Origin of the sequence: uncultured Allofournierella sp., from assembly GCA_944382705.1 — a bacterium.
Classification (GTDB): domain Bacteria; phylum Bacillota; class Clostridia; order Oscillospirales; family Ruminococcaceae; genus Allofournierella.
Genome location: CALWNE010000011.1, coordinates 1 through 22599 on the forward strand (window position 1 = coordinate 1; position 22599 = coordinate 22599).

17 protein-coding genes and 1 tRNA gene are annotated in these 22599 nt (G+C 52.6%); 2 read left to right on the forward strand and 16 right to left on the reverse strand.

Annotation, left to right across the window (positions count from 1 at the left end; all coding sequences use genetic code 11):
• Nucleotides 1-198: hypothetical protein (locus ACH2EM_RS01370; RefSeq protein ID WP_395150252.1), on the reverse strand; the 198-nt coding region annotated here is incomplete at its 3' end.
• Nucleotides 188-1651 carry a spore germination protein gene (locus ACH2EM_RS01375; protein WP_395150254.1) on the reverse strand — a complete coding sequence of 488 codons (1464 nt, stop codon included), beginning with the start codon at nucleotides 1649-1651 and terminating at the stop codon, nucleotides 188-190. The genes ACH2EM_RS01375 and ACH2EM_RS01370, both read right to left, overlap by 11 nt.
• 82 nt (nucleotides 1652-1733) lie before the next feature.
• Here ACH2EM_RS01375 and ACH2EM_RS01380 point away from each other — a divergent pair, with 82 nt between their 5' ends.
• Nucleotides 1734-2420, forward strand: coding sequence for a DUF421 domain-containing protein (locus ACH2EM_RS01380; protein WP_395150255.1), 687 nt, complete (start codon nucleotides 1734-1736; stop codon nucleotides 2418-2420).
• A gap of 42 nt (nucleotides 2421-2462) precedes the next feature.
• Nucleotides 2463-2831: a DUF4363 family protein gene (locus ACH2EM_RS01385; RefSeq protein WP_395150256.1), complete on the forward strand. Its 369-nt coding sequence runs from the start codon at nucleotides 2463-2465 to the stop codon at nucleotides 2829-2831.
• Here ACH2EM_RS01385 and nrdR read toward each other — a convergent pair.
• The 14 genes from nrdR to ACH2EM_RS01455 form a co-directional block, all read right to left on the reverse strand.
• Entirely contained in the window at nucleotides 2811-3284 is a 474-nt protein-coding gene (nrdR, locus tag ACH2EM_RS01390) for a transcriptional regulator NrdR (protein WP_395150257.1), read from the reverse strand. The genes ACH2EM_RS01385 and nrdR overlap by 21 nt on opposite strands.
• A 283-nt stretch (nucleotides 3285-3567) precedes the next feature.
• Nucleotides 3568-4827 carry an aminotransferase gene (locus ACH2EM_RS01395; RefSeq protein ID WP_395150259.1) on the reverse strand — a complete coding sequence of 420 codons (1260 nt, stop codon included), beginning with the start codon at nucleotides 4825-4827 and terminating at the stop codon, nucleotides 3568-3570.
• A 211-nt stretch (nucleotides 4828-5038) separates the two neighbouring features.
• Complete coding sequence (ytvI, locus tag ACH2EM_RS01400) at nucleotides 5039-6127, reverse strand: sporulation integral membrane protein YtvI (protein WP_395150260.1); 1089 nt, start codon at nucleotides 6125-6127, stop codon at nucleotides 5039-5041.
• 160 nt (nucleotides 6128-6287) lie between these two features.
• Nucleotides 6288-7052 (reverse strand): class I SAM-dependent methyltransferase, encoded by a 765-nt coding sequence (locus tag ACH2EM_RS01405; protein ID WP_395150262.1) that lies wholly within the window; start codon nucleotides 7050-7052, stop codon nucleotides 6288-6290.
• Between the two features lie 424 nt (nucleotides 7053-7476).
• Nucleotides 7477-7562: transfer RNA gene (locus ACH2EM_RS01410), tRNA-Leu, on the reverse strand.
• 162 nt (nucleotides 7563-7724) lie between these two features.
• Entirely contained in the window at nucleotides 7725-8309 is a 585-nt protein-coding gene (locus ACH2EM_RS01415) for a toprim domain-containing protein (RefSeq protein WP_395150263.1), read from the reverse strand.
• A complete protein-coding gene (gene holA / locus ACH2EM_RS01420; protein ID WP_395150264.1) occupies nucleotides 8306-9334 on the reverse strand; it encodes a DNA polymerase III subunit delta in 1029 nt (342 codons plus the stop codon). Before holA ends, ACH2EM_RS01415 begins: the two co-directional genes overlap by 4 nt.
• The gene (locus ACH2EM_RS01425) at nucleotides 9321-11417 is read right to left on the reverse strand and encodes a ComEC/Rec2 family competence protein (protein WP_395150265.1); all 2097 of its coding nucleotides are present in this window, start codon (nucleotides 11415-11417) and stop codon (nucleotides 9321-9323) included. Before ACH2EM_RS01425 ends, holA begins: the two co-directional genes overlap by 14 nt.
• Before the next feature lie 7 nt (nucleotides 11418-11424).
• Nucleotides 11425-11964 (reverse strand): phosphoribosyltransferase family protein, encoded by a 540-nt coding sequence (locus ACH2EM_RS01430; RefSeq protein ID WP_395150266.1) that lies wholly within the window; start codon nucleotides 11962-11964, stop codon nucleotides 11425-11427.
• A 40-nt stretch (nucleotides 11965-12004) separates the two neighbouring features.
• Entirely contained in the window at nucleotides 12005-12343 is a 339-nt protein-coding gene (locus ACH2EM_RS01435; RefSeq protein WP_395150268.1) for a histidine triad nucleotide-binding protein, read from the reverse strand.
• Nucleotides 12344-12450: 107 nt separating this feature from the next.
• Nucleotides 12451-15120, reverse strand: coding sequence for an alanine--tRNA ligase (alaS, locus tag ACH2EM_RS01440; RefSeq protein WP_395150269.1), 2670 nt, complete (start codon nucleotides 15118-15120; stop codon nucleotides 12451-12453).
• A gap of 349 nt (nucleotides 15121-15469) precedes the next feature.
• Entirely contained in the window at nucleotides 15470-17131 is a 1662-nt protein-coding gene (locus ACH2EM_RS01445; RefSeq protein WP_395150271.1) for a peptidoglycan D,D-transpeptidase FtsI family protein, read from the reverse strand.
• Between the two features lie 648 nt (nucleotides 17132-17779).
• The gene (gene ileS / locus ACH2EM_RS01450) at nucleotides 17780-20905 is read right to left on the reverse strand and encodes an isoleucine--tRNA ligase (RefSeq protein ID WP_395150273.1); all 3126 of its coding nucleotides are present in this window, start codon (nucleotides 20903-20905) and stop codon (nucleotides 17780-17782) included.
• Nucleotides 20906-21326: 421 nt separating this feature from the next.
• Nucleotides 21327-22178, reverse strand: coding sequence for a DegV family protein (locus ACH2EM_RS01455; RefSeq protein WP_395150272.1), 852 nt, complete (start codon nucleotides 22176-22178; stop codon nucleotides 21327-21329).
• Nucleotides 22179-22599 lie beyond the last annotated feature (421 nt).

Here is a 22599-nt window from a genome sequence, read left to right on the forward strand (position 1 = left end):
GAAATTGACAACCGTATTGCAAAGCAGTACAAACAGGCCCCAAAGAAGCACCCCTTGAGCAGCAAGCCCTAGCAGTACGGTTTGGGCCCGCATGGTCTGCTGTCCTACCGATAACCCTGGAAGCAAAAAATCAGAAATCAAACAGGCCAGCAGCAACACAAATAGCTGACTATTGGCACAAGCTTGCTTATTCTTCATAGTTCAGTCCTCCTCCCGGCAAATCCTGCACCGAGAACTCCTGCTTTGAAAGGCGCTGCCAGGAAAAACGAAACAGTCCATCACGCAAGGCCCCCTGCCCCCAGGGAATCAGCGGGGCGGTATAGGGCACCCCAAAGCTGCACATACCGCAGATATTAACCAGCATGCCAAACAGCAGCGCAGCAAGGCCAATCGGCCCAAAGATACCGCCCACCAGCACAAACAGGATGCGCAGCACCGTGGCGGGCTCGTAAAGACTAGGGATTACAAACATAGAGATGGTGGTAATGGCTGCCACAATCACCACAGGTGTGCTTACGATGGAGGCTTTTACTGCTGCATCGCCCACAATGATGGCCGCAACCAAACTGACGCTGTGCCCAATGGCCTTGGGCAGCCGCAGGCCTGCCTCCCGAATGAGTTCCAGCAATACAATCACCACAACCATTTCTAAAAACAGCGGCAGCGGTGTGCCAATTTCTGCCGATGCAATTTTATATAACAGCTGGGGCGGAAAAAGCTCCGGCGTAAATTCCGCCGCCGAAACAAACAAGCCTGGCAGCAAAACCGCCAAAAAGAACGCTGCGTATTTAAGCAGCCGAATAATGCTGGCAAAGTAGGCTTTGCTGGCATAATCGTCCAGACTTTGGAAGTGTTCGCTGAAAAAATACGGTACAATAAGGGCAAAGGGGCTTCCATTCACCAGCACTACCACCTTACCCTCGCAGATTTTGGCACAAGCGGTTACAGGCCGTTCGGTGTAGCCTACCTCCTGAAAAAAGCTGAATCCACCCTTTTGCAAAAAAGGGGCCAGATAACTGGAATCAAACACCACCGGCAAAGGCATCTCCTGCAAGCGTTTTTCTATGTTTTGCAAAAATTCTGGCGGAACCAGTGTACGGTCATAAAGCAACGCCAGCTCTGTTTGGGTTTTTTTGCCGCAAACCAGCGTTTTGATGGTGAGTGATTCGTTGCGAATCAGCCTTCGTACCAGGCTCAAATTGATGCGCAGCAAATCCGAAAAGCCTTCTTGTGAGCCACGGACATTTCCCTCTCCTGAAGGCGGCTGAACAGAGCGGAACTGCATATTTTGCGTGGAAAGCACCACCGCTTTGCAGCTGCCCTCAATGAGCATGACCGTTGTTCCTGCCGTAAGCTGCGTTTTTAAGGCTTCAAAATCTTCCACCGGAGTGCGCTCCAATGGCACATCGGTCTCATGCTGCAGATAAGCAAATAAATCTGCCCCATCCTGAGGCCGATAGCTGCTTTCGTTGAGCATTGAGAGCATGACCACCCACAGCCTTTCGATGGTAGACAGGCCTTCAAACATACACAAACAGCACGGGATGCCCAAAACCTGCACCGGCTTGGTATAAAGGTCGATGGATTCGCCAAACATCTGCCTGAGCCGATGGATGTTTTGATGCAGATTACTGCTTAGTTTTTCTTGCATTTCATTCACCTCAAAAAGAAGTATACCCCGCCAAATCCCCCTGCAAACGGCTGCATGAAATCTTTTAAAGGGAGTGTTGGAGATGTTGATTTTGGTTGTGCGTACCATATTGATTTATGGGCTTATTATTTTGGCGATGCGATTGATGGGCAAACGGCAGCTGGGCGAACTTCAGCCCTCTGAGCTGGTTTCCACCATTTTAATCTCCAACCTGGCTTCCATCTCCATCGAGTCCCAGGAGGTTCCCTTGACCGCCAGCCTGGTGCCTGTGTTTTTAATCGTATGCACGGAACTGCTTCTCTCTGGTTTGGCCCTGCACAACAGCCGGGCGGCTCAGCTGCTGTCTGGCTCACCGGTTGCTGTAATTCGGGATGGGGAAATCGATTTAAAAGCCCTGGAAGATTTGCGGTTCACCATGTCCGATTTAATGGAAGCCCTGCGCGGCAAGGATGTGTTTGACCCCCGTCAGGTAAGCTACGCCCTGGTGGAGGCAAACGGGAGTTTGAACCTGTGTTTAAAAGAACAGCATCAGCCCGTGTGCCGCCAGGATGCCAACTTGCAGTGCCCCGGCAACCAGCGGCCTTTAATCCCCTTTATCCTGGACGGAAAGCTATTGAAGAATAACCTGCAATGGTGCGGCCGCAGCGAGGAATGGGTTAGCAACCTGTTGCACACCGAGAATTGTGTGCTGAAAGAGGTTCTTTTGCTGTTAGGAAACGACGAATCTGATTACCAGCTGATAAAAAAAGAAGCCAGCAGAGAACGCTAGATGTTCTCTGCTGGCGATAAAACCGAAAGGAGTATGGTTGTTATGAAACGAGTTTATTGGGCCTTTGGGTTACTGGCTTTGCTGGCTGCATTGGTTGCCGGAAGCAGCTGGTTGGTGCACCGTACTACAAATGACCTGCTCCTGGGCATTGACCAGGTGGAACAAGCCTGCACGCTGGAGCAATTTGATACAGCCCTTGCAATGATTCAGCAGTTGCAGCAGGAATACACCCACAAGGAGCATTTGCTGGCTCTGTTTATCAAACGGGATTATCTGGGCAGTTTTCGGGTAAGCCTTGCCGGGCTCACTGCTTACGCCCAGCCAGACAGCCTGCCGGATTTGCTGACAGAACTAGCTAAGGCCCGCACACAACTGCTGGTTATGGATCACTTATTTTTCAGTATGCTGTGACCGCTTGCTGAGCAAATCGTTCAGCTCTTGCAGGAAGGTATCCAAATCCGAAAACCGACGGTATACCGATGCAAACCGCACATAGGCTACCTCGTCAATTTTTTTGAGTTCTTCCATGGCCAGTTCGCCAATGTACTCAGACTGCACTTCCCGCTCATAGCTGTTCAGCAAAATCTGCTCAATGTTATCGATCACGATTTCCAGCATCTCAAAGCTTACCGGGCGTTTCTCGCAGGCACGCATCAGGCCCCCCAGCAGTTTTTGCCGGTCGAACACTTCCCGGGAGCGATCACGCTTAATCACCATCAAGGGAACCGTTTCCACAATTTCGTAGGTGGTAAAGCGTTTTCCGCAACCGAGGCACTCTCTGCGGCGGCGAATCTTCTCGCCATCTTCGGTGGGACGGGAATCAATCACCTTGGATTCCAATTCTCCGCAATAGGGGCATTTCATGATGTGTCCTCCTTGTTTGCGCTTCACGGGTGGGAAACGCTTGGTTCTCGTTTGCGCTAAAACAAATGCTGCCCCGCCAGGGCATAGTGCTGATGGAATCAAGCAAGTGCATCTGTTTGCCGCAGATGCACAAAAGCCTTGTATTTATATGCCATAAAAAAGGATTTTTGGCATATAAACCCCATAATTTCGCAAATATTATACCATATATCCTGCAATATTTGCAAATAATTTCTTTGGATGGCTACACGCCAGATAAGCGGCCAAGCAATGCCCTGCCCCATTAAGCATTGGACAGTTTTTGCTCCAATGCCGCAATACGCACGCACAAACAAAGCAGTTGAGCGGCGGTGTCCAGCTCCTGCAAACTGGGATAAGAGGGAGCAATTCGGATATGGCTGTCCTGCGGGTCCTTGCCGTAGGGGTAAGCGGAACCGGCAGCTGTAAGGGTAACGCCAGCTTGGGCACAAAGTTCCACCGTGCGCTTAGCGCAGCCTGGCATAACATACAGGCTGATAAAGTAGCCACCCTTAGGATTGGTCCAGCGGGCAATATCGCCCCAGGGGGTAAGCTCCTGCTGGAAGATTTCCAGAACCCGTTGGAATTTAGGCAGCAGGATTTCTTTATGCTTTTCCATGTGGCTCAAAACACCCTGGCGGTTTTTGAGATAGTGCACATGGCGCATCTGGTTCATTTTATCAAAGCTGATTGCCATGGGGGCCATATGTTTCAGGAGATACTCAATGTTGCTCTGGCTGGAAGCCACTGCCGCCACACCTGCACCCGGAAAAGTGATTTTGCTGGTAGAACACAGTTCAAAGGCACGATCTGCAAAACCGGCCTTGGCGCATTCAGCCAGGATGGAGGGCACGGCGCACTGTTCCGTGGTAAGGTGGTGAACCAGGTAGGCATTATCCCAGATGATTTTGAAGTCCGGCGCAGCGGTGGGCATGGCCGCAAGGCGAGCAACCTTTTGGGCGCTGTAAACATATCCGTCTGGATTGGAGTATACAGGAACACACCAGATCCCCTTAATGGCAGGGTCCTGCTTTACCAGTTCCTCCACCAGGTCCATATCCGGACCATCCTCCAGCAAAGGCACGGGAATCATCTCAAACCCAAAATACTCGGTAATTGCAAAATGTCGGTCATAGCCAGGCACAGGACACAGGAATTTGATGGTTTCTTCCTTACGCCAGGGGCAAGGACTTTCGGGATAACCTTTCCGCCATCCCAAATCAATCAGGTAGTACATCATGGTAAGGGAGGAGTTTCCCGCCACCAACACCTGCTCCGGGGTTTCTGCCTGCATCAGCTGGGCAAAAAAACGACGAGCCTCCGGCATGCCGGCCAGCAATCCATAGTTGCGGGAGTCTACGCCGGACTCACCTTGATACTCCGATTGTTTCAGCAGATCCTGTGAAAGATCCAGCTGCTGGGAACAGGGCTTACCCCTGGACATATCCAATTTCAGACCCATGGCCTGGTAGCGTTGGTACTCCTGCCGTGCCAGCTCCAGCTGCTGCGCAAGTTGCTCCTTCATGAAATGGCTCCCCTTTTACTGTAAAATAAAAACAAAGTGCAGAACTCAGCAAAAATGCACGCATTACATCGTGTTGCGTCCAATTTGTCCATACTTTCTGTGCCATTATAGTACAAAATCAAGATACAAACAAGGGGGATTGCTTTATCCGGGCAAAACAAAATCCCGAACCAACCAGAAAGGGGTTCGGGATTTTGCAGCAAGTGCCTTTTTACTGGGTGCTCTCCCCTTCTGCAAGGGTGCGCTGCTGTTTTGCACTGAGATAGAACGGAAGCAGGATAGAGAGTGTTACCGGGAATCCAAACAGTCCCAAAATGCCAAACAGATGTGCACCCACAATCATGCTTACGAGGGTAATAAGCGGGTGCAAGCCAATTTGACTGCCAACCAGCCGTGGTTCCACTGCGTTGCGGATGATGGTAATTACCAGATACAAAACACCGATACCAATTGCCAGAGGGTATCGTCCCATCACAGCCGCTACCAGAGCCCAGGGAATAAGCACGGTGCCAACACCCAGAATGGGCATAATATCACAAACCGCAATCAGCAACGACACCAGCAGCCCATGGGGAATGCGCAGCAAAACCAAGCCAATAAAAAGCTCTGCCCAGGTCATGCAGAAAATCAGCGCATAAGAGCGGATATAAATTCCAACCGAGTGGTTAAACTTGCTGCGAATTTGCAGCATTACCTTGTGCCACTGTTCCGGCATATGCCGAACCATTGTACGGGTAATGCGGTCATAGTCTGCGGCTATGTAAAAGCTTGATACAACCGTAAGCACCGTATTTACAATCATGCTGGGCATACTGACGAGTATATTGGATACCACTCCGATGGCCATGGAGGAAAACTCCGTGATGCGCTGGGCAAGCGTGGAGGCTGCCTGGTCAAAAGCAGTATTCACCGCAGACACAGCCGCCGGGTCAAACTCCTGGGCTAGCTCCTGTACCCACAGTGAGAACTCCCGGATAGCGGGCAGGATGGAAAGGCTGTAAAACCGGGGTAAGCCGCTAATGAATTTGCCTGATTCGGAAAGGATTTTGGCGCCAAACAACACGCAAAGCCCGGCAATAAGTAAGTAAAGTGCCACCAAAAGGCCGCAGCGCATGGTCTTTTCGGAAACTTTCAGCTTGCCGGCCAAAAATCTTGCAGGGCCTTTTAGTATCAGCACAATAACGGCAGCCACTACAAATGGTGCGACCATGGGCAGTGCATATTTAAGGGCTACATACACCAAAGCCACAATTAACCCGTAGTACATCACATTGATGAGGGCTTGCTTTTTTTGCTCCATAGATAAATTTCTCCAATATTTTATCAATTCTTATTCTTAGCTTATCAAACCAGCAGACTAAAATCAACAGGATTACATTTCGCTTCTGCTGGATGTAATCAACTGGACGCCCTGTTGAGATATAAAATAATTGAACCACCGAAAAGCACTCGTGAGAGACTTACTTGTTTTTAATCGCCACCAGCAAAAAACGATGAATTCGTCCTTCAAGGCATCCATTCTGCTCTAAAATTTGTTGTGCAGCTTGCAATCTATCTTTATACTCCTCCACAGAGAAACCAGGAAATTCCCACTCGATGACACGAGCAAACCAGACCAACGCACCCACATCAAAAAACTTGATTGGCGTAAAACACTCTTGCCCATCAAGAATTTTAAACCCTGCTTCATCAAGTTGTTTTCGAACTTTTTCAAGGTATTGCCCCGGAAATGGCAGGGGAACATTTCCCAAAAGAAGTTCTACTAACTCACGGTCATTCTCGGCTCCCACTTGTTCTGTAATGAATATACCGCCGTTTTTTAAAACCCGGTATGTTTCTTTCGCCTTAAAATCGCCATGGCGATTGATGACCATATCAAATTCTTGATTGCTAAAGGGAAGAATCCCCTTTCCATCTCCTGTGCGAAAATCGACTCCAAGGGGAAGCAAGGTTTCGTTACACAACTGAACATTGGGCGGATATGCCTCTGTGGCGCTTGTATTTGCGTGAGGATGATGCAGCGAAAGCAGAAATTCGCCACCACCAGTATCCACATCCAAAAGCTTCATTTCCGGCTTTAAGTGATGCAAAATAACCCTTTTGTAATCCCATGGAAGGTCGGTTTCTTCGGTGTACCTTCCTTGGATATGAGAAAAATCCCATCCGTGGATATGGGCAACGCTTTCTTCCTGTCGCAAAAAATTCATCAGCTTGTTTTCTTTCATACGAACTGCTCCTATTCGATTGTTGTTTGTTACATATCCAATACCAGGGCAGTCAACTGGCAACATAATAAAATAATCTCGATACAATCTGTTGCCAGATTTACAACTGCACCGAGTAGTTATCTCGCATAAGGCGCACTTTTGTGCTCACCGCCTCTCAAGTTAGGATTTCAATCATGCTACCACAAAACCATACACAAATCAACAGCAATCGCATCCAGGCAGATAGGCTTATAAAGCAGGCGTTAACCCCTCTGTCACGCAAAAAACAGGCGGTGCCTGGTTTAAAACCAAGCACCGCCTGTTTTTTACAAACTCATCTCTCTTGATAGGTAAACCCAGGGATAACTTTGAATCAATCGTTATCCTGCGGATGCCTTGCCGTAACGAGGAGCCTTTGCACGGACCTAAGTCCAAAATAATCTGGTGCCGCTGGCCGGACTCGAACCGGCACGGATGTTACTCCGAGGGATTTTAAGTCCCGTGTGTCTGCCATTCCACCACAGCGGCAAGCTATATTATAGTACAATATCCGGCCGCTTTTGTCAACCTAAATCCAAACAAATCGTCCTCTTGGTTTGGCTGTGTATTACAAGCTTTACCCAATGGCTGCCTCCAGCCCCCCTTCGGAATTATAAAAGCGGACTGGCGGCAACTGTGGAGTGCATGGGCTTAATTCTGTACCAGGTTCTGAATTTCCTCGTAGGTATACAACCGATTCAAAATTTCCAGCAGATTTTTTTTGGAAAGCCGGTAAGGCAAACCCAGCGCCATGAGCAGCCGCATCCGTTGCTCATGGCTGCCCGCAGTGCCGGACAGCCCCCACTGGTAGAGATCACTATATGTGATTGCCCGGCCGGTGCGCTGGCTCATGGGAGTGGCGCCCGCCTGGAGAAGTGCCTGTTGCAGCAAAGGTGCCGAAATCCCTTCCACTCCCAGTAATCCCTCCTTGCCAGGTTGAGCCTTACGGGACTCCTTACCTGCAAGCGCAGGAACATAGGCTTGCTTTACATAGGCTTGCCCGATCAGATTGGTCAGGAAGGTGCGAATCCGAAAACCCGCCGCATCCGGGTCGGTAAGTAGAATAACTCCACGCTTGCGGCCCAGCTCTTTAAGCAGCTGCTGGGTTTGTTTATCTTTGTAGATGGCAAATCCATCGGTGGTGAGAATCAGGCCATCCACCAGCGGTGCCAGTGCGCTGGCATCGTAGCGGCCTTCCACAACAATCACCTGTTCAATGCGTAATTTTTCACTCATCTGCTCACCCCTGCCGCTGCCAGGCGACACAATGCTGTTTGAAGCTGAATGGCTGGGTCCATGGGGTTGCCCTTCAGCCCCGCATCCAGCTCCTGTAAAATATCCAGGCAACGGCCCAGCTGCTCCAGCGAATAGCGTGCCGCTGTTTCCTGGGATTTTTTAAGGCGGTAATCGCTGCCCTTGTAGCCAAAGTCTTTGTGCACCTGTGTATAGGGCTTTTTTTCCTGCTGGCCGCACTTTACCCGATACAAATCCACATAACTGCCAATCAGGGCAGCAGTAATTGCAATGGGATCGTTTTGCAAGCGCAGCAAAGTGGCTAATTTTTCGCAGGCCTTTGCAGCGTTTTTGCCGGTAATCAGCCGCACCATATCAAACACATCGGCTTCCAGATTTTGCGTAGCCATTTCTGCCACCAGCCCTGGTGTGATTTCGGTGTAGCCACTGGCTGCTGCCAGCTTATCTACCTCATTTTCCAACGCAAACAAATCCTGACCGCACCGTTCCAGCAGTACCCCGGCCGCATTCTCCGAAAGCTGTGTGCCACTGGCAGCAGCACGCTCCCGCAGCATCCGCCGCAGCTCCTGTGCTCCCGGCAGGGTAAGCTCCGCTGCATAGCCCAGGGTTTCGCAGGCCTGAATAAACGCCTTTGTTTGCTTGTTGATTTTAGGCTTGCCCCGCTCTTCGGGCAATACACTATACAGCACAAACACGGCATTCTCAGTGCTTTGCAGCAGTTCAATCACTTCGGTCAAATCTTTTTCGGAATAAGCCGAAGGCTGAAACGCTGGAACATAAACAATGCGCCGGGTGCCAAAAAAAGAGATGGTGCCCGCCGCCATTACCAGTTCCTCCACCGAGGGTGCAGGCCCTTCCAGCTGCGTGATTTCTCCCTGATCCTGTTCCAGGCGTGCTACCAGTTGTTCCGCTTTGGAACGGGGCAGGAATCCATCCGTTGAATAATAGTAGAATACAGGTGCACCCGCTTTGCGTGCCTGTTCCTGTTTTGCGTCACTGTGTAACATCCACAACCCCCCTGAACTGTACTGACCTGCCCGGCCGAATAAAAACGCTGCCGTCTACGGGCATATAACAAAAGGCGTAAGAATCCGCCTCCTCCTCATCCAGCCAGTCATAAAGCCCCTTACCTGCAATTGCCTGCGGCTCAATCCGTTCTGGCAATGTGGAGCCGGCAATCAGCAGATCCACCTGCAAAGGTGTTGCCGCTTCCAGTTGACCAGCACACAGGGCGATTCGGTACCCCTGAACCTCCAAAAGAGCCAGATTTGCCCCATTTCCGTGGACGATATGCAGGGTAGTCTCTGCTCCCAGCGGCAGAACCTGCTCCTGTTCCGGCGGCAGCTGCTGGGCATACACAACCTGCTGCGTTGGCAGGTCCATTTCTTCCGGCTCCTTGCGCAGGTCTGCCCAGCAAATCACTTCTGGGTTCCCCCATTGCTCCAGCTTTTCAACCACTGCCCTGCGATTGCTTTCCCCGCCTCGGAACAGCACGGCGGCTTTGTTCTCATACAGTACAACAGCGCAAGGGTTGGAGGCACTGCCTACCACTGCCAGCTCCATCGTGTTTTGCATCAACGGCTGATAGACCAAAACCGAAACCGCCAGCAAAGCAGGTACCGCCACCAACCAGACAGGTTTTTGGCGGCAGACTGCCAGCCAAACCAGCAGAGCCAGCACGGCAAACACCCAGAGGGAATATTCCCTGGGCAATGGAATTTGCGTACCGGGCAGCTGATTCACCCAGTCCACAATCCAGTTTACAATGCGAATGAGCAGGCCAGCCAACAGCGCACAGGCTCTCAGCCCATGGTCAAACCAGGGAATCAGCCCGCACAAGGCGCCTAGCAGCCCCAGCACCACCACCGACCCCACAAAGGGAAGAACCAACAGATTGGCAAGAATGGATACGCCGCTCACAGGAAGGCCCGCCCATAGTTGCACCGGCAATGTAAACACAGCGCAAAAAACCGGCACAAGCAGCACCTGTACGCCACGGGCAGCCCAGTAGCGCAGCGGCTGTTCCTCCCGCAATTCATAAGCCGTAAAGGAACGCATGGCCTCCACCGAGAGCAATACCCCTAAGGTGGCGGCAAGGCTTAACTGCAAGCCCAAATCGCAGACACTGTGGCTGCCTGTGAGGGAAAGTAATACGGAAGCTATGCCCAGGGAGGTAAGACCATCGGCCGGAAGAAAGAAGCACACGCCAATGTAAAAAATGATGGCTCCAATCCCCGCTCTTGTAATAGAAGGGGCAAACCCATTGAGGGCCATAAAAAACCAAACTGCTGCCAGTGCCAAAAGAGCCCGCAGCCTGCGCCACTGCCCTGAATGCGGTTTACTGCCGGTAAAAATGCCACCAATCAGCGTGAGATGCTGCCCGGACACCACCAACAGATGGGTAATGCCCGCCATTTGATAGGCATACTTCACCTCACTGCTAAGATGGCTTTCTTCGCCCAGTGCCATGGCCGCAAGAATTCCGCCTTCTTTGTCGGGCAGGTACCTGCGGCATTTGGCAGCAAGGCTTTGCTGCAACCGGGCCATTGTAAAACGCAGAGAGCCATCGCTCCCCTGCCATTCCACCTCCTGAGCTTGTGCTTGCAGAAAAACTCGGTTGGCCAGATTGCTGTAATAGTAAGTGTCCCGCTCCAGTTCCTGGAAGGTAAGCTGGGCCGTAAAAATATCCCCCTGCTCGCATTCCGGAAATGCAGTGATAGACACATAGAACCGTTCATGGGGCAGGAGCGTAACATCCTGAATATGCGTTATTTGAAATTCGGCCCGCACGGTGCCATCCTGAAAGCCTGAAGCTACCTGTTCCGCTACCATGCGCACCGCCAGCCTTTGACCTGTCAGTGCCAGAATAGGACCGGTAGAAAAAGCATAGGCCAGACCCGTGGACACAAGTGCCGCCAACCCCGCTATGGGCAGCAAAAATCGATAATCCCACCAGCGGCGGCAGATGCTTACACCAATCAGGCTTATAAAAAGGGCCGCAAGCAGCACGGATGCTGCCTGCGGCAGGTATACAGCGGCAAGTTTGCAGGCAAACCACGCAAAGCAGCAGTTTGCCAATACTCTGCGCATCGTACAATCAGCTATGAATCAAAGGCAGAGGCTCCAGGAAGATAATATCCTCCCGATTAGCTGCGTCGCCCTCAGCCAGTACAGCAGCACGGCCTACCACAGTACCGCTGCTGCGAGCCACCAATGCTTCCAGCGCCAGCAGAGAACCGCCGGTGCTGATTACATCGTCCACAATCAGCACCCGCTTATCGTTCATCTTATCCAGCTCTTTCTGGTCGATTACCAGCTTTTGTTTTGCACTGGTGGTGATGGACTGATCCTCCACAATGACCGGCTGCTCCATATAGAGCTTTTCGCCTTTGCGTGCAGGGATATACACCTTGCCGCTCTGGCGGCTCATCTCGTAGGCCAGCGGAATACCCTTTGCTTCGGCGGTTACAATTACATCAAATTCGGGGCATTTTTCCAGCAGAGCCTTGGCGCAGGCTACGGTAAGCTCCACATCGCTGAACATAATGAAAGCAGCAATGGAGATTTCGTCGTTGATGGGACAGATGGGCAGCTCTCGGGTAAGACCAGCCACCTGCAGGGTGTAGGTATCCTTCATGGTGATACTCCTTTAAATGGTACGAATGATTGGTTTGCGATTAGCCCGGAGGCCAGGCCAAGCTGCGCTTGGCAAGTACATGAAAATGAAGATGAGGCACACTCTGGCCCCCATCCTGGCCCACATTGGTAACAATGCGATAGCCGTTTTCACAGCCCAGCTCCCGGCACAGCTTGGAGATGGTTGCAAAGATATGTCCCAGCAGCGGGCCATGTTCCTGCTCCAGCTGCGCAGCCGAGGAAATATGCTCTTTGGGAATTACCAAAAAGTGCACCGGGGCCTGCGGATCGATGTCGTAAAAAGCGAGAATCCGGTCATCCTCATACAGCTTGTTGGAGGGGATTTCTCCTTTCGCTATTTTGCAAAACAGACAATCCATGACAGTTTCTGCTCCTTTCCTAAAACATTTTTGGAGGAACCACCCTGCCTGCTTGGATGGTTGGCAGGGCAAATCTCCAAACTGCTTATAGTAAAATAATCAGCAAATCAGCCTTCCAGAGCGGCTTTTACAATGCCGGCTACTGCATTCAGGGCTTCATCAATCTTGGTTTCGTCCTTGATGCCAGCCATTGCAAAGTCCGGCTTGCCGCCGCCGTTGCCGCCTGCAATTGCAGCAATCTGCTTTACCAGAACACCAGCCTTCAGGCCTGCATCCTGAGCACCCTTGCCGCAGGAAACAGCCAGAGTCAGCTTGCCATCGCTGGAGCCAACCAGAGCGGCCACAGAATTTGCGTTCTTATCCCGCACCTTCTCGCACATGCTGCGCAGTGCGTCGGAGGCGGTGCCGGAGAAGTAAGCGGTGAGAATCTTGATGCCATTCACCTCGGCAGCATTCTCAAACAGGCCATCGATGCGGCCAGCAGCGGCCTCAGCCTTGGCAGCCTCCAGCTCCTTGCTCAGGGCCTTCACTTCGCCAGCTACGGCCACAGCACGCATGGGCAGGTCCTTCATGTTGTTGACCTTCAAAGCTTCGGCTACCTGGCCCAGCATCTCGGTGCGCTCGTCCAGCAGACGCAGCACGCCATAGCCAGTGGTGCCTTCGATACGGCGGATGCCAGCGGCAACGCTGGACTCGCTGAGGATTTTGAAGCAGCCAATCTGGGCGGTATTCTTTACATGGGTACCGCCGCAGAACTCGGTAGACCAGCCGTTTACATCCACAACACGCACCACATCGCCATACTTTTCGCCAAACAGAGCCATTGCACCCATCTTTTTGGCCTCAGCAATGGGCATATTCTCTACCTTTACTTCGAGGGCCTCAAAAATCTTCTGGTTTACAATATGCTCCACCAGAGCCAGTTCTTCGGGGGCCACTGCGCTGAAGTGGGTAAAGTCAAAACGAACACGCTCGTCGTCCTCGTAGGAGCCAGCCTGGTGCACATGGCTGCCCAGCACCTCACGGAGTGCCTTTTGCAGCAGGTGGGCAGCGGTATGGTTGCGGGTAATGGCCATGCGGCGGCCCTTGGTCACATCGGTGGTTACCTGGTCGCCCACCTTTACAGTGCCTTCTACCAGAGTACAGGTGTGCACAAAATAGCCCTTGCCAGTCTTTTTAACAGCCTTTACTTCCAACTCTGCATCCTCAGCGGTTACGATGCTGCCTGTATCGGCAACCTGTCCGCCGCTTTCTGCGTAGAAGGGAGTGCGGTCCAGAACAACCAGAACGCCATCCTTGCTGCCCTCGTCGGTGGAGATGGCTTCCATCAGCTCCTCACCGTCAGAAAGTGCCAGAACTACGCCGGTATCCTCCAGCTTGTCGTAACCGGTGAACTCGGTAGCTTCCACATTCAGCTCGGCAAACAGGTCGGAATCCCAGCCGGAGATCCCACGGGACAACCGGTCCTTACGGGCCTTCTCCTTCTGCTTTTTCATCTCGGAGTGGAAGTTTTCCTCATCCACCAGGATGCCAGCCTCGGCGGCAATCTCACGGGTCAGATCCAGGGGGAAACCAAAGGTATCGTTCAGCTTGAAGGCGTCAATGCCAGACAGAACCTTCTCCTTGCCAGCCAGGGCGGCCTTGGTGATATTTTCAATCAGGTTGTTCAAAATATTCATGCCCTGATCGATGGTTTTGTAGAAGCGCTCTTCCTCGGTGCCGATTACCTTCTTGATGTAGTCGGCATGCTCCTCCAGCTCAGGGTAACCAGCCTTGTTTTCGGCAATTACGGTATCCACCAGCTCGGTGAGGAAGGGGCGGTTGATGCCCAGCAGCCGGCCATGACGAGCAGCACGGCGCAGCAGACGGCGCAGCACATAGCCACGGCCCTCGTTGGAGGGCAGAATGCCATCGCTTACCATAAAGGTAGTGGAACGGATGTGGTCGGTGATTACACGGATGGAGATATCGGTCTTGGTATCCTGACCATAGGTCTTGCCGCTGATTTTTTCCACATGGTTCAGAATGGCCCGCACGGTGTCCACCTCAAACAGGTTGCCCACACCCTGCATTACGCAGGCCAGACGCTCCAGGCCCATGCCGGTGTCAATGTTGGGACGCTCCAGACGGGTGTAGTTGCCCTTGCCGTCGGAATCGAACTGGCTGAACACCAGGTTCCAAACCTCCATGTAGCGGTCGCAATCGCAGCCAACCTTGCAGGTGGGCTTGTCGCAGCCGTGCTCGGGGCCACGGTCAAAGTAAATTTCGCTGCAAGGGCCGCAGGGACCAGAACCATGCTCCCAGAAGTTATCTTCCTTGCCAAAGCGCACCATGTGATCCTCAGAGATACCAATCTCCTTAGTCCAGATGTCCCAGGCTTCGTCGTCCTGCTCGTATACAGAAATGTACAGCAGCTCCGCAGGAATTTCCAGCACCTTGGTCAAAAATTCCCAGGCCCAGTTGATGGCTTCCCGCTTGAAGTAATCCTGAAAGCTGAAGTTGCCCAGCATTTCAAAGTAGGTGCCATGACGGGCAGTGATGCCTACACGCTCAATATCCGGGGTACGGATGCACTTCTGGCAGGTGGTAACCCGATGGCAGGGAGGCTCTTCCTGACCCAGGAACCATTTTTTCATGGGAGCCATGCCGCTGTTAATCAGCAGCAGGCTGTTGTCGTTCTTGGGCACCAGGGGAAAACTGCCTAGGCGCAGATGTTCCTTGCTTTCAAAAAAAGAGAGATATTTCTCTCGCAGTTCATTCAAACCAGTCCATTGCATTGTCGTTTACTCCTCTTTGTTTGCTGTGTGTCACGGTCATTGATGCCCTTACAGGGCCCTTGTTCCACAAAAAAGAATAGCCCTCGCCCCTGTTGTTACAGGGACGAAGGCTGAAACGCTTCCGTGGTACCACCCGGCTTGCCGCCTGTAACCAGGCAGCCGCTTGCTTGCGTTAACGCCGCAATACGCCCGTTGTTAGCGGGAGCTCCAGGGTGGCATACAGCAGAAAACACAGCAGGAAGCTTTCACCTTATACTTCCCTCTCTGAGGTTGTTTTTTCTGCTTTGGCCCTATCAACGCCATGATACTATTTTTAATAACTTGATTATACCGCCTTGAAAAGGGCTTGTCAACTGATTTCTGCGGCAGCCTCCTGCTGGGTTTGCGCCTGGATGGCGGCTTGTGTATCGGAATCCGCCATCCAGTAAAGAGCGTCGCACACCTGTGCAAAAATCGCAGAAGAACTGACCGGCATTTCTGCTGCGCCATCCTGCATAACCACGATGGTATACAATGGATTTTCGGCGGGATAAAACCCAACAAACCAATGGTTCATTTCTTCGGCACCGTTTTCATCGTAAACCGCTGTCTGGGCGGTTCCGGTTTTGCCCGCTGCGCTGCCATGGGAAGGTGCTGCCAGCTTGCCGGTGCCCTGCTGTACCACCCCCATCAGCATGGTACGCAGCGTGTTTGCAGTTTGTGCATTAACGACCTGGCGCACCTGGGGCTGGTAAAGACTTTGGGAAATACTCTGTGTTTCTTCATCCCAAACACCCTCCAAAAAGCTGGGGGTGCGGTATACTCCATCTGCTGCCAACACATTGAAGGCCCCTGCCAGCTGCAAGGGAGTTGCCAGCAGTTGGCCCTGCCCAAAGCTCAAACCGGCCAGCTGGCCCAGGTTTTCCAGTGTTTCTGCCGTGGGCAGTACTCCTGCTGCACTCTGCAATCCTCCTGCCAGATAAACGGACTGGCCAAAGCCAAACGCTTGGGCCATTTCCTCCACCTTTTCGGCCCCTAAGTTCAGGCCCAGCTGTATAAAGTATCCGTTACAGCTTTGTTCCAGGGCGGTTTGCAAATCCACCGAACCGTGAACCTTGCTTTGCGCACAGTGGTAGAGGTGCCCGTTCAAATCCAGTGCGCCTGTGCATTCGTAGGTCATATTCTGCAAACCCTCCTCCAGCGCTGCTGCCGCCAAAACAGGTTTGAACACCGAGCCCACATTGTAGGCACAGAACACCCGGTTAAGCAGCGAGGTATCCTGTGCATCCAGGCTGGATTGAATGTCCAGAGGGTTAAATTCCGGCATACTGACGCTGGCCCGCACCTTGGCAGTTGCCGTATCCAGCACCAAAATGCAGCCCTGCTTCATGCTGCTTTGGGCAATGGCTTCGCAGGCCCTTTGCACAGGTTCTTCCAGTGTGAGCACCACACTTTTGCCCCCTGTGGTTTGCTGGGTAAGCTGGGGTTCCTGGCCGGCAAGCAGCTGGCCCTGTGCCGTGGTGGCACAGGCAACCTCCACCGGCTGGCGGTTCTCTTGCAGCAGCTCGTTGAAAGCCGCCTCCAGGCCCGATACCCCCTGTCCATCTCCATCCAGATAGCCAATGAGATGAGCGGCAATGGGCAGCGGATTATAGCGATAGGCACTGGTGTAGGTGTAGATACCAAGAGAGGTTAAGTCCTGGGTGACTTCCACTAAGAACGGAGCCAGGGCCTTGCGCTTGTTGTACAGCAGGCTTTGCTGGTCGTAGGTGGCATAGCGGAACAGCTCGGCATAGCTGCTTTCACCCGGAATGGAAAGAGCATAGTACCGCACTCCATACCGGGTGAGGTTGCGGCCGCTGGCATCGTAAAAATCACCCCGCCGCCGCTCTACGGTTAGGGTTGTAATGGTTTGGTTTTGAGCTGTTTGGGCGTAGTTTGTATTTTGAGCCAGCAGATACAACCGCCCCAGCAGCAAAAACAGGAGCAGCAACGCCACTGCAAACAGACTTGCCAGCCTTCGTTCACTCATTTCCGGTCCTCCTTTCCCCCACAGTTGAATGTGCAGGGGTTTGTGACGGATAGTGTGGGCAATTTCTTTAATTCTTATGCTGCCCCGGGTTTTGAGGGCAGCAGCGGCTCCTGCCTTAAGTTTGCGATGTTGGAGCAATCTTTGCCACCCGCACATTTTTATGAGAACCAGTCCTCCGATGAAGTATTTTCCACGGAACATTTTATTTATAATTCGCTAAATAAATATTTAGCGAATTATAAATAGGGTTTAGCGTTGTGGTGCAGCGCCATTTTCCTGTTGCGGCTGCTGTGCTGCGAGAGCGAATTATAACCAGCCTTATTGGAATAGGGATTTCAATACCGCCATCGCTGCGGCACCCCGCTGTCCAGCCACGAAGTAGCCCCAGGCTACAAGGATGCAAAGAAACGCAGTGCCATTTTACGCAAGATGTGTAGCCAGACAGCGCTTTTGGGGCTGCTGGATTACTTCCCTTCAACGCACAAAAAGCATCCCCCGGCTATGCTGTGCCGAGGGATGCTTTTTGTTTTAAAACCACCGCACTTTTTGCAGCGATTTTTACGGTGAATGGGTTTTGTATGGTAGGGCCGGCATTGAGAAATGAAACTTCCCTACCCTGTTAGGTAAGGGCGGATTGCCTTATGGTAATCAGCCGTTGACCTTTTTTACAGCCAGAGAAATGGTTTCGCCGTTTACATCCCATTCCTTGGTGTAGCCATCCAGAGTGCCGAAGGTCATGCCATCGGCCAGAGTATCGGCAGCGATGACATCCTGATTGGCCTGCATCAATGCAATCAGCTTGTCGTTGTTGGCAGCAGATACCAGAATGTGGTCTTCCACATTGAAGCCGGCTTCCTTACGCATGGTTTGCAGCTTGCTTACCAGTTCACGCACAAAGCCTTCTTCAATGAGGGCGTCGGTAAGCTGGGTATCCAGCGCAACGGTAATGCCGTTTTCCTCCACCGAGAAGTACCGCTCGCTGCGGGTCATCTCAATGAGCAGGTCCTCCTCTGTCAGCTGGATATCGCCGCTGGACAGGTGCAGGGTCAGCACACCGGTGGTGTCCAGCTCCTTCTTGGCGGCAGGACCATCCAGTTCGGACAGCAGGGTGCGGATTTCGCCCAGCTGCTTGCCGTATTTGGGGCCCAGGGTCTTGAGCTGGGGCTTGAAGGTGTAGTTGGTGAACTGGGACATATCCTGGGTGAAGGTCAGCTTCTTCACATTCAGTTCGTCTTCCACAATCTGGGTGTAGAACTCGCCCAGGGTGCGGTCTGCCTTAACGAACATCTCAGCCAGGGGCTGGCGGTTCTTGCGGTTTGCACCGTTACGGGCAGCACGGCCCAGAACTACAATTTTGAGCACCAGGTCCATATCAGCTTCCAGCTGGTGATCCACAAAGGTGGGATCAGCCACGGGGAAATCACACAGGTGCACGCTTTCGGGTGCAGTTGCATCCAGGCTGCACACCAGATTGCGGTAGATGCTTTCTGCCATGAAGGGAATCATGGGTGCGGCAGCCTTGCAGGTGGTAACCAGTGCAGTGTAGAGGGTCATGTAGGCATTGATCTTGTCCTGCTCCATGCCTTCGGCCCAGAAACGCTCACGGCTGCGGCGCACATACCAGTTGGAAAGGTCATCCACAAACTCCTGCAAGGCACGAGCTGCTTCGGGGATGGCGTACTGTGCCAGCTCCCGGTCCACAGTTTCCACCATGGTGTTCATTTTGGACAGTACCCAGCGATCCATTACGCTCAGTTTGTCCTTCTCCAGCTTGTACTTGGTGGCATCGAAGTTGTCGATGTTGGCGTACAGCACAAAGAAGGCGTAGGTGTTCCACAGGGTACCCATGAATTTGCGCTGACCCTCCTGCACAGTCTTGCCGGAGAAGCGCTTGGGCAGCCAGGGTGCACCCGCAGTGTAAAAGTACCAACGAATGGCATCGGCGCCGTAGGTTGCCAGTGCGTCGAAGGGGTCCACCGCATTGCCCTTGGACTTGGACATCTTTTGACCGTTTTCATCCTGCACATGGCCCATAACTACCACATTCTTGAAGGGAGCCTTGTTAAACAGCAGGGTGGAAATAGCCATCAGAGAGTAGAACCAGCCACGGGTCTGGTCCACTGCTTCGGAAATGAAGTCTGCCGGGAACTGAGCCTCGAACAGCTCTTTGTTCTCGAAGGGATAATGGTACTGAGCAAAGGGCATGGAGCCGGAGTCAAACCAGCAGTCGATTACTTCCGGTACACGCTTCATCTCCTTGCCGCAGTGGGGGCACGGGAAGGTAACGGCATCGATGTAGGGACGATGCAGCTCGATGGTTTCGGGGCAGCTGGGCGCCAGCTCACGCAGCTCGGCAATGCTGCCCACCGAATGACGATGACCGCAGCTGCACTCCCAGATGTTCAGCGGAGTACCCCAGTAGCGGTTACGGCTAATGCCCCAGTCCTGCACATTTTCCAGCCAGTCGCCAAAACGACCTTTGCCCAGAGAAGCAGGAACCCAGTTTACGGTGTTGTTGTTGCGGATGAGATCCTCTTTTACGGCGGTCATCTTGATGAACCAGGAATCTCTTGCGTAGTAAATCAGCGGAGTATCGCAACGCCAGCAGTGGGGATAGCTGTGTTCAAACACAGGAGCGCTGAACAGCAGCCCACGGCTCTCCAAGTCTTTCAAAACTTCCTTGTCTGCATCCTTACAGAAGGTGCCAGCCCACTTAGTTTCGGCAGTCATGCAGCCTGCGCCATCCACCAGCTGTACAAAGGGCAGCCCGTATTTGCGGCCCACATTGGAGTCGTCTTCACCAAAGGCGGGAGCAATATGAACAATGCCGGTACCATCGGTCAGGGTGACATACTCGTCACAGGTTACATACCAGCACTTCTCCTTGGGAGAGACAAAGTCGAACAGGGGTACATACTCCTTGTACTCCAAATCCTTACCCACAAACTGCTCCGCAACGGTGTAGGCATCCTCGCCCAGTACCTTGTCTGCCAGGGCCTGTGCCAGATAGTACACGGTGCCATCCTCGTTCATGCGAACCTTTACATAGGTTTCCACCGGGTTTACGCAGAGCGCCACATTGGAGGGCAGGGTCCAGGGGGTGGTGGTCCAGGCCAGGATGTAAGCGTCCTCATCCTTCACCTTGAACTTAGCGATGGCGCTGCGTTCCTTTACATCCTTATAGCCCTGGGCCACTTCGTGGCTGGACAGCGGGGTGCCGCAGCGGGGGCAGTAAGGAACAATCTTGAAGCCCTTGTACAGCAGACCCTTTTCCCAAATCTGCTTGAGTGCCCACCATTCAGACTCAATAAAGTCATTGTGATAGGTTACATAGGGGTCGTCCATATCTGCCCAGAAGCCAACAGTGCCGGAGAAATCCTCCCACATCCCCTTGTACTTCCAAACGCTTTCCTTGCATTTTTCGATAAAGGGCTCCAGGCCGTAGGTTTCAATCTGCTCCTTGCCATCCAGGCCCAGCAGCTTTTCCACCTCCAGCTCCACCGGCAGGCCGTGGGTATCCCAACCGGCCTTGCGGGGTACCTTGCAGCCCTTCATGGCACGGTAGCGGGGAATCATATCCTTGATGACTCGGGTTTCCACATGGCCGATGTGGGGCTTGCCGTTGGCGGTGGGGGGGCCATCGTAGAACATATAGGTAGGCCCTTCCTTGCGGGAATCAATGCTCTTTTCAAAGATGCGCCGCTCTTTCCAGAATTTCAGAACATCCTTTTCCCGATCCACAAAATTCAAATTTGGATTGACTTTTTCGTACATCGTCACCTATTCCTCCTCGTTGGTGTTGCGCCCAGAGTTTTACCCCGGTGCAAAAGACAACAGAAAAGGCCCTCGTCCTGCAAACAGGACGAAGGCCTTGCGCTTTCGTTGTACCACCTTTTGCTGTGCACCATCATACACGCTCCCGTTAACGGTGGGATGCCGGTGGGACCTACTGGATAAAGTTCAGCCCACAGCTCCGGAGTGATCTTGGGCGGGCAGCTACTGGCATGGGGCTTTCACCGTCCCCCACTCGCTTTGGCGTTTGCTTGCCTGCTTACTTTCTCCATCACAGCTTTTCTCTGTGTCTTTTGTGTTGTTTTTACTTTAGCACACCAGATACATAAAATCAAGATGCTTTTTTGTTTTTTTGCGGAACATCCGGCATTTTATGCTCAGGCTCATTGCAAAACAATCCAGCTTACTCCTGGTAGTAAAAGCATCCAACGCCCAAAGCGCCTGGGCCGGTATGGCAGGCAATGCTCAGGCTGAGGGGTGCGCACTGCACCTTACATCTGGGAAAACGGCTTTGCACATACTTGTGCCATTTTTGGCCCAGCTCCTCATCCCCTGCATAGGCTACCCCAATGTGCATGGGCAGCCCGTCAAAGCGGCCGGTCAGGTCCTGACCGATGGCATCCAGCATGGTTTCCACCGCTGCGCGCATTCCCCTTACCTTTGCGTAGGCATCCACCCCACCGGTTTGAATCTGAAGCACGGGCTTGATATTCAGCACGGTGCCAATGGCCGCCGCCGCAGGAGTAACTCGCCCACCCTGTTTCAGATATTTTAATGTATCTGCCGCCAGGTAGATGCTTGCTTTATCGGCATCCTGTTCCAGTTTTTGTTTGATTTGCTGGGCAGTCAGGCCCTTTTTTACCAGGCATTTTGCATCCAGCACAGATTGGTGTTGGGTGAGAGAGATACGCCGGTTATCCACCACTTGCACCCGGTCGCCATAGTCCAGTGCAAGGCTTGCGGCTGTTTGGGCAGAGCCACTCAGGCCGCTGGTCATGGGGATATACACCAGCTGGTCGTGCTGCTGCAGCACCTTATCCCAGAGTGCTGTCACATCCTGGGGGCTGGGCTGACTGCTGGTGATTTTTACCCCGGCTGACTGGAGCTTAAAAAACTCCTGCGCCGAAAGCCCCTGCCCCTCATACAGCCACTTGCCATCCACGCAAAACGGCATGGGTACAGTAAATACCCCCAATTTATTGGCATGCTGCTCTAGAATACCGCTGTTGGTATCGGTAACAATTGCGATTTTCATTGTTTGTGCGGCCTCCAAAACCGGTTTTCTACGGCCGGTTCATTCCATTTGTGATTTCTTTGATTATCATACCCTTTCGCTGTGGCTTTGTCAATTTAAATTCACAACGCCAGTGGCATGAATGCCCCCCGCCACCTGCTTATACCAAGTATTGCCTGTTGGGCGTTAACGGCAAACCTCTGCCGCAATAAACCCCCTCGATTTTCAGCAAGTTTTGTGGTGAATCAGGCTAGCCTCCCTGTGATTTTTGTGGTATGCTTAAAGATACGAAAAAAGTCTGCCCTGGCATTTTGCGCAGACAATTCTCCTCTGCTGTTTGAGGCAGAGCACACCACCAAAGGAGCCCTTGCAGTATGACCTATCGTTTATGCCCTCAAACCGGCGATTCCATTGCGGTGCCGCAGTTGGTATTCACCAATCT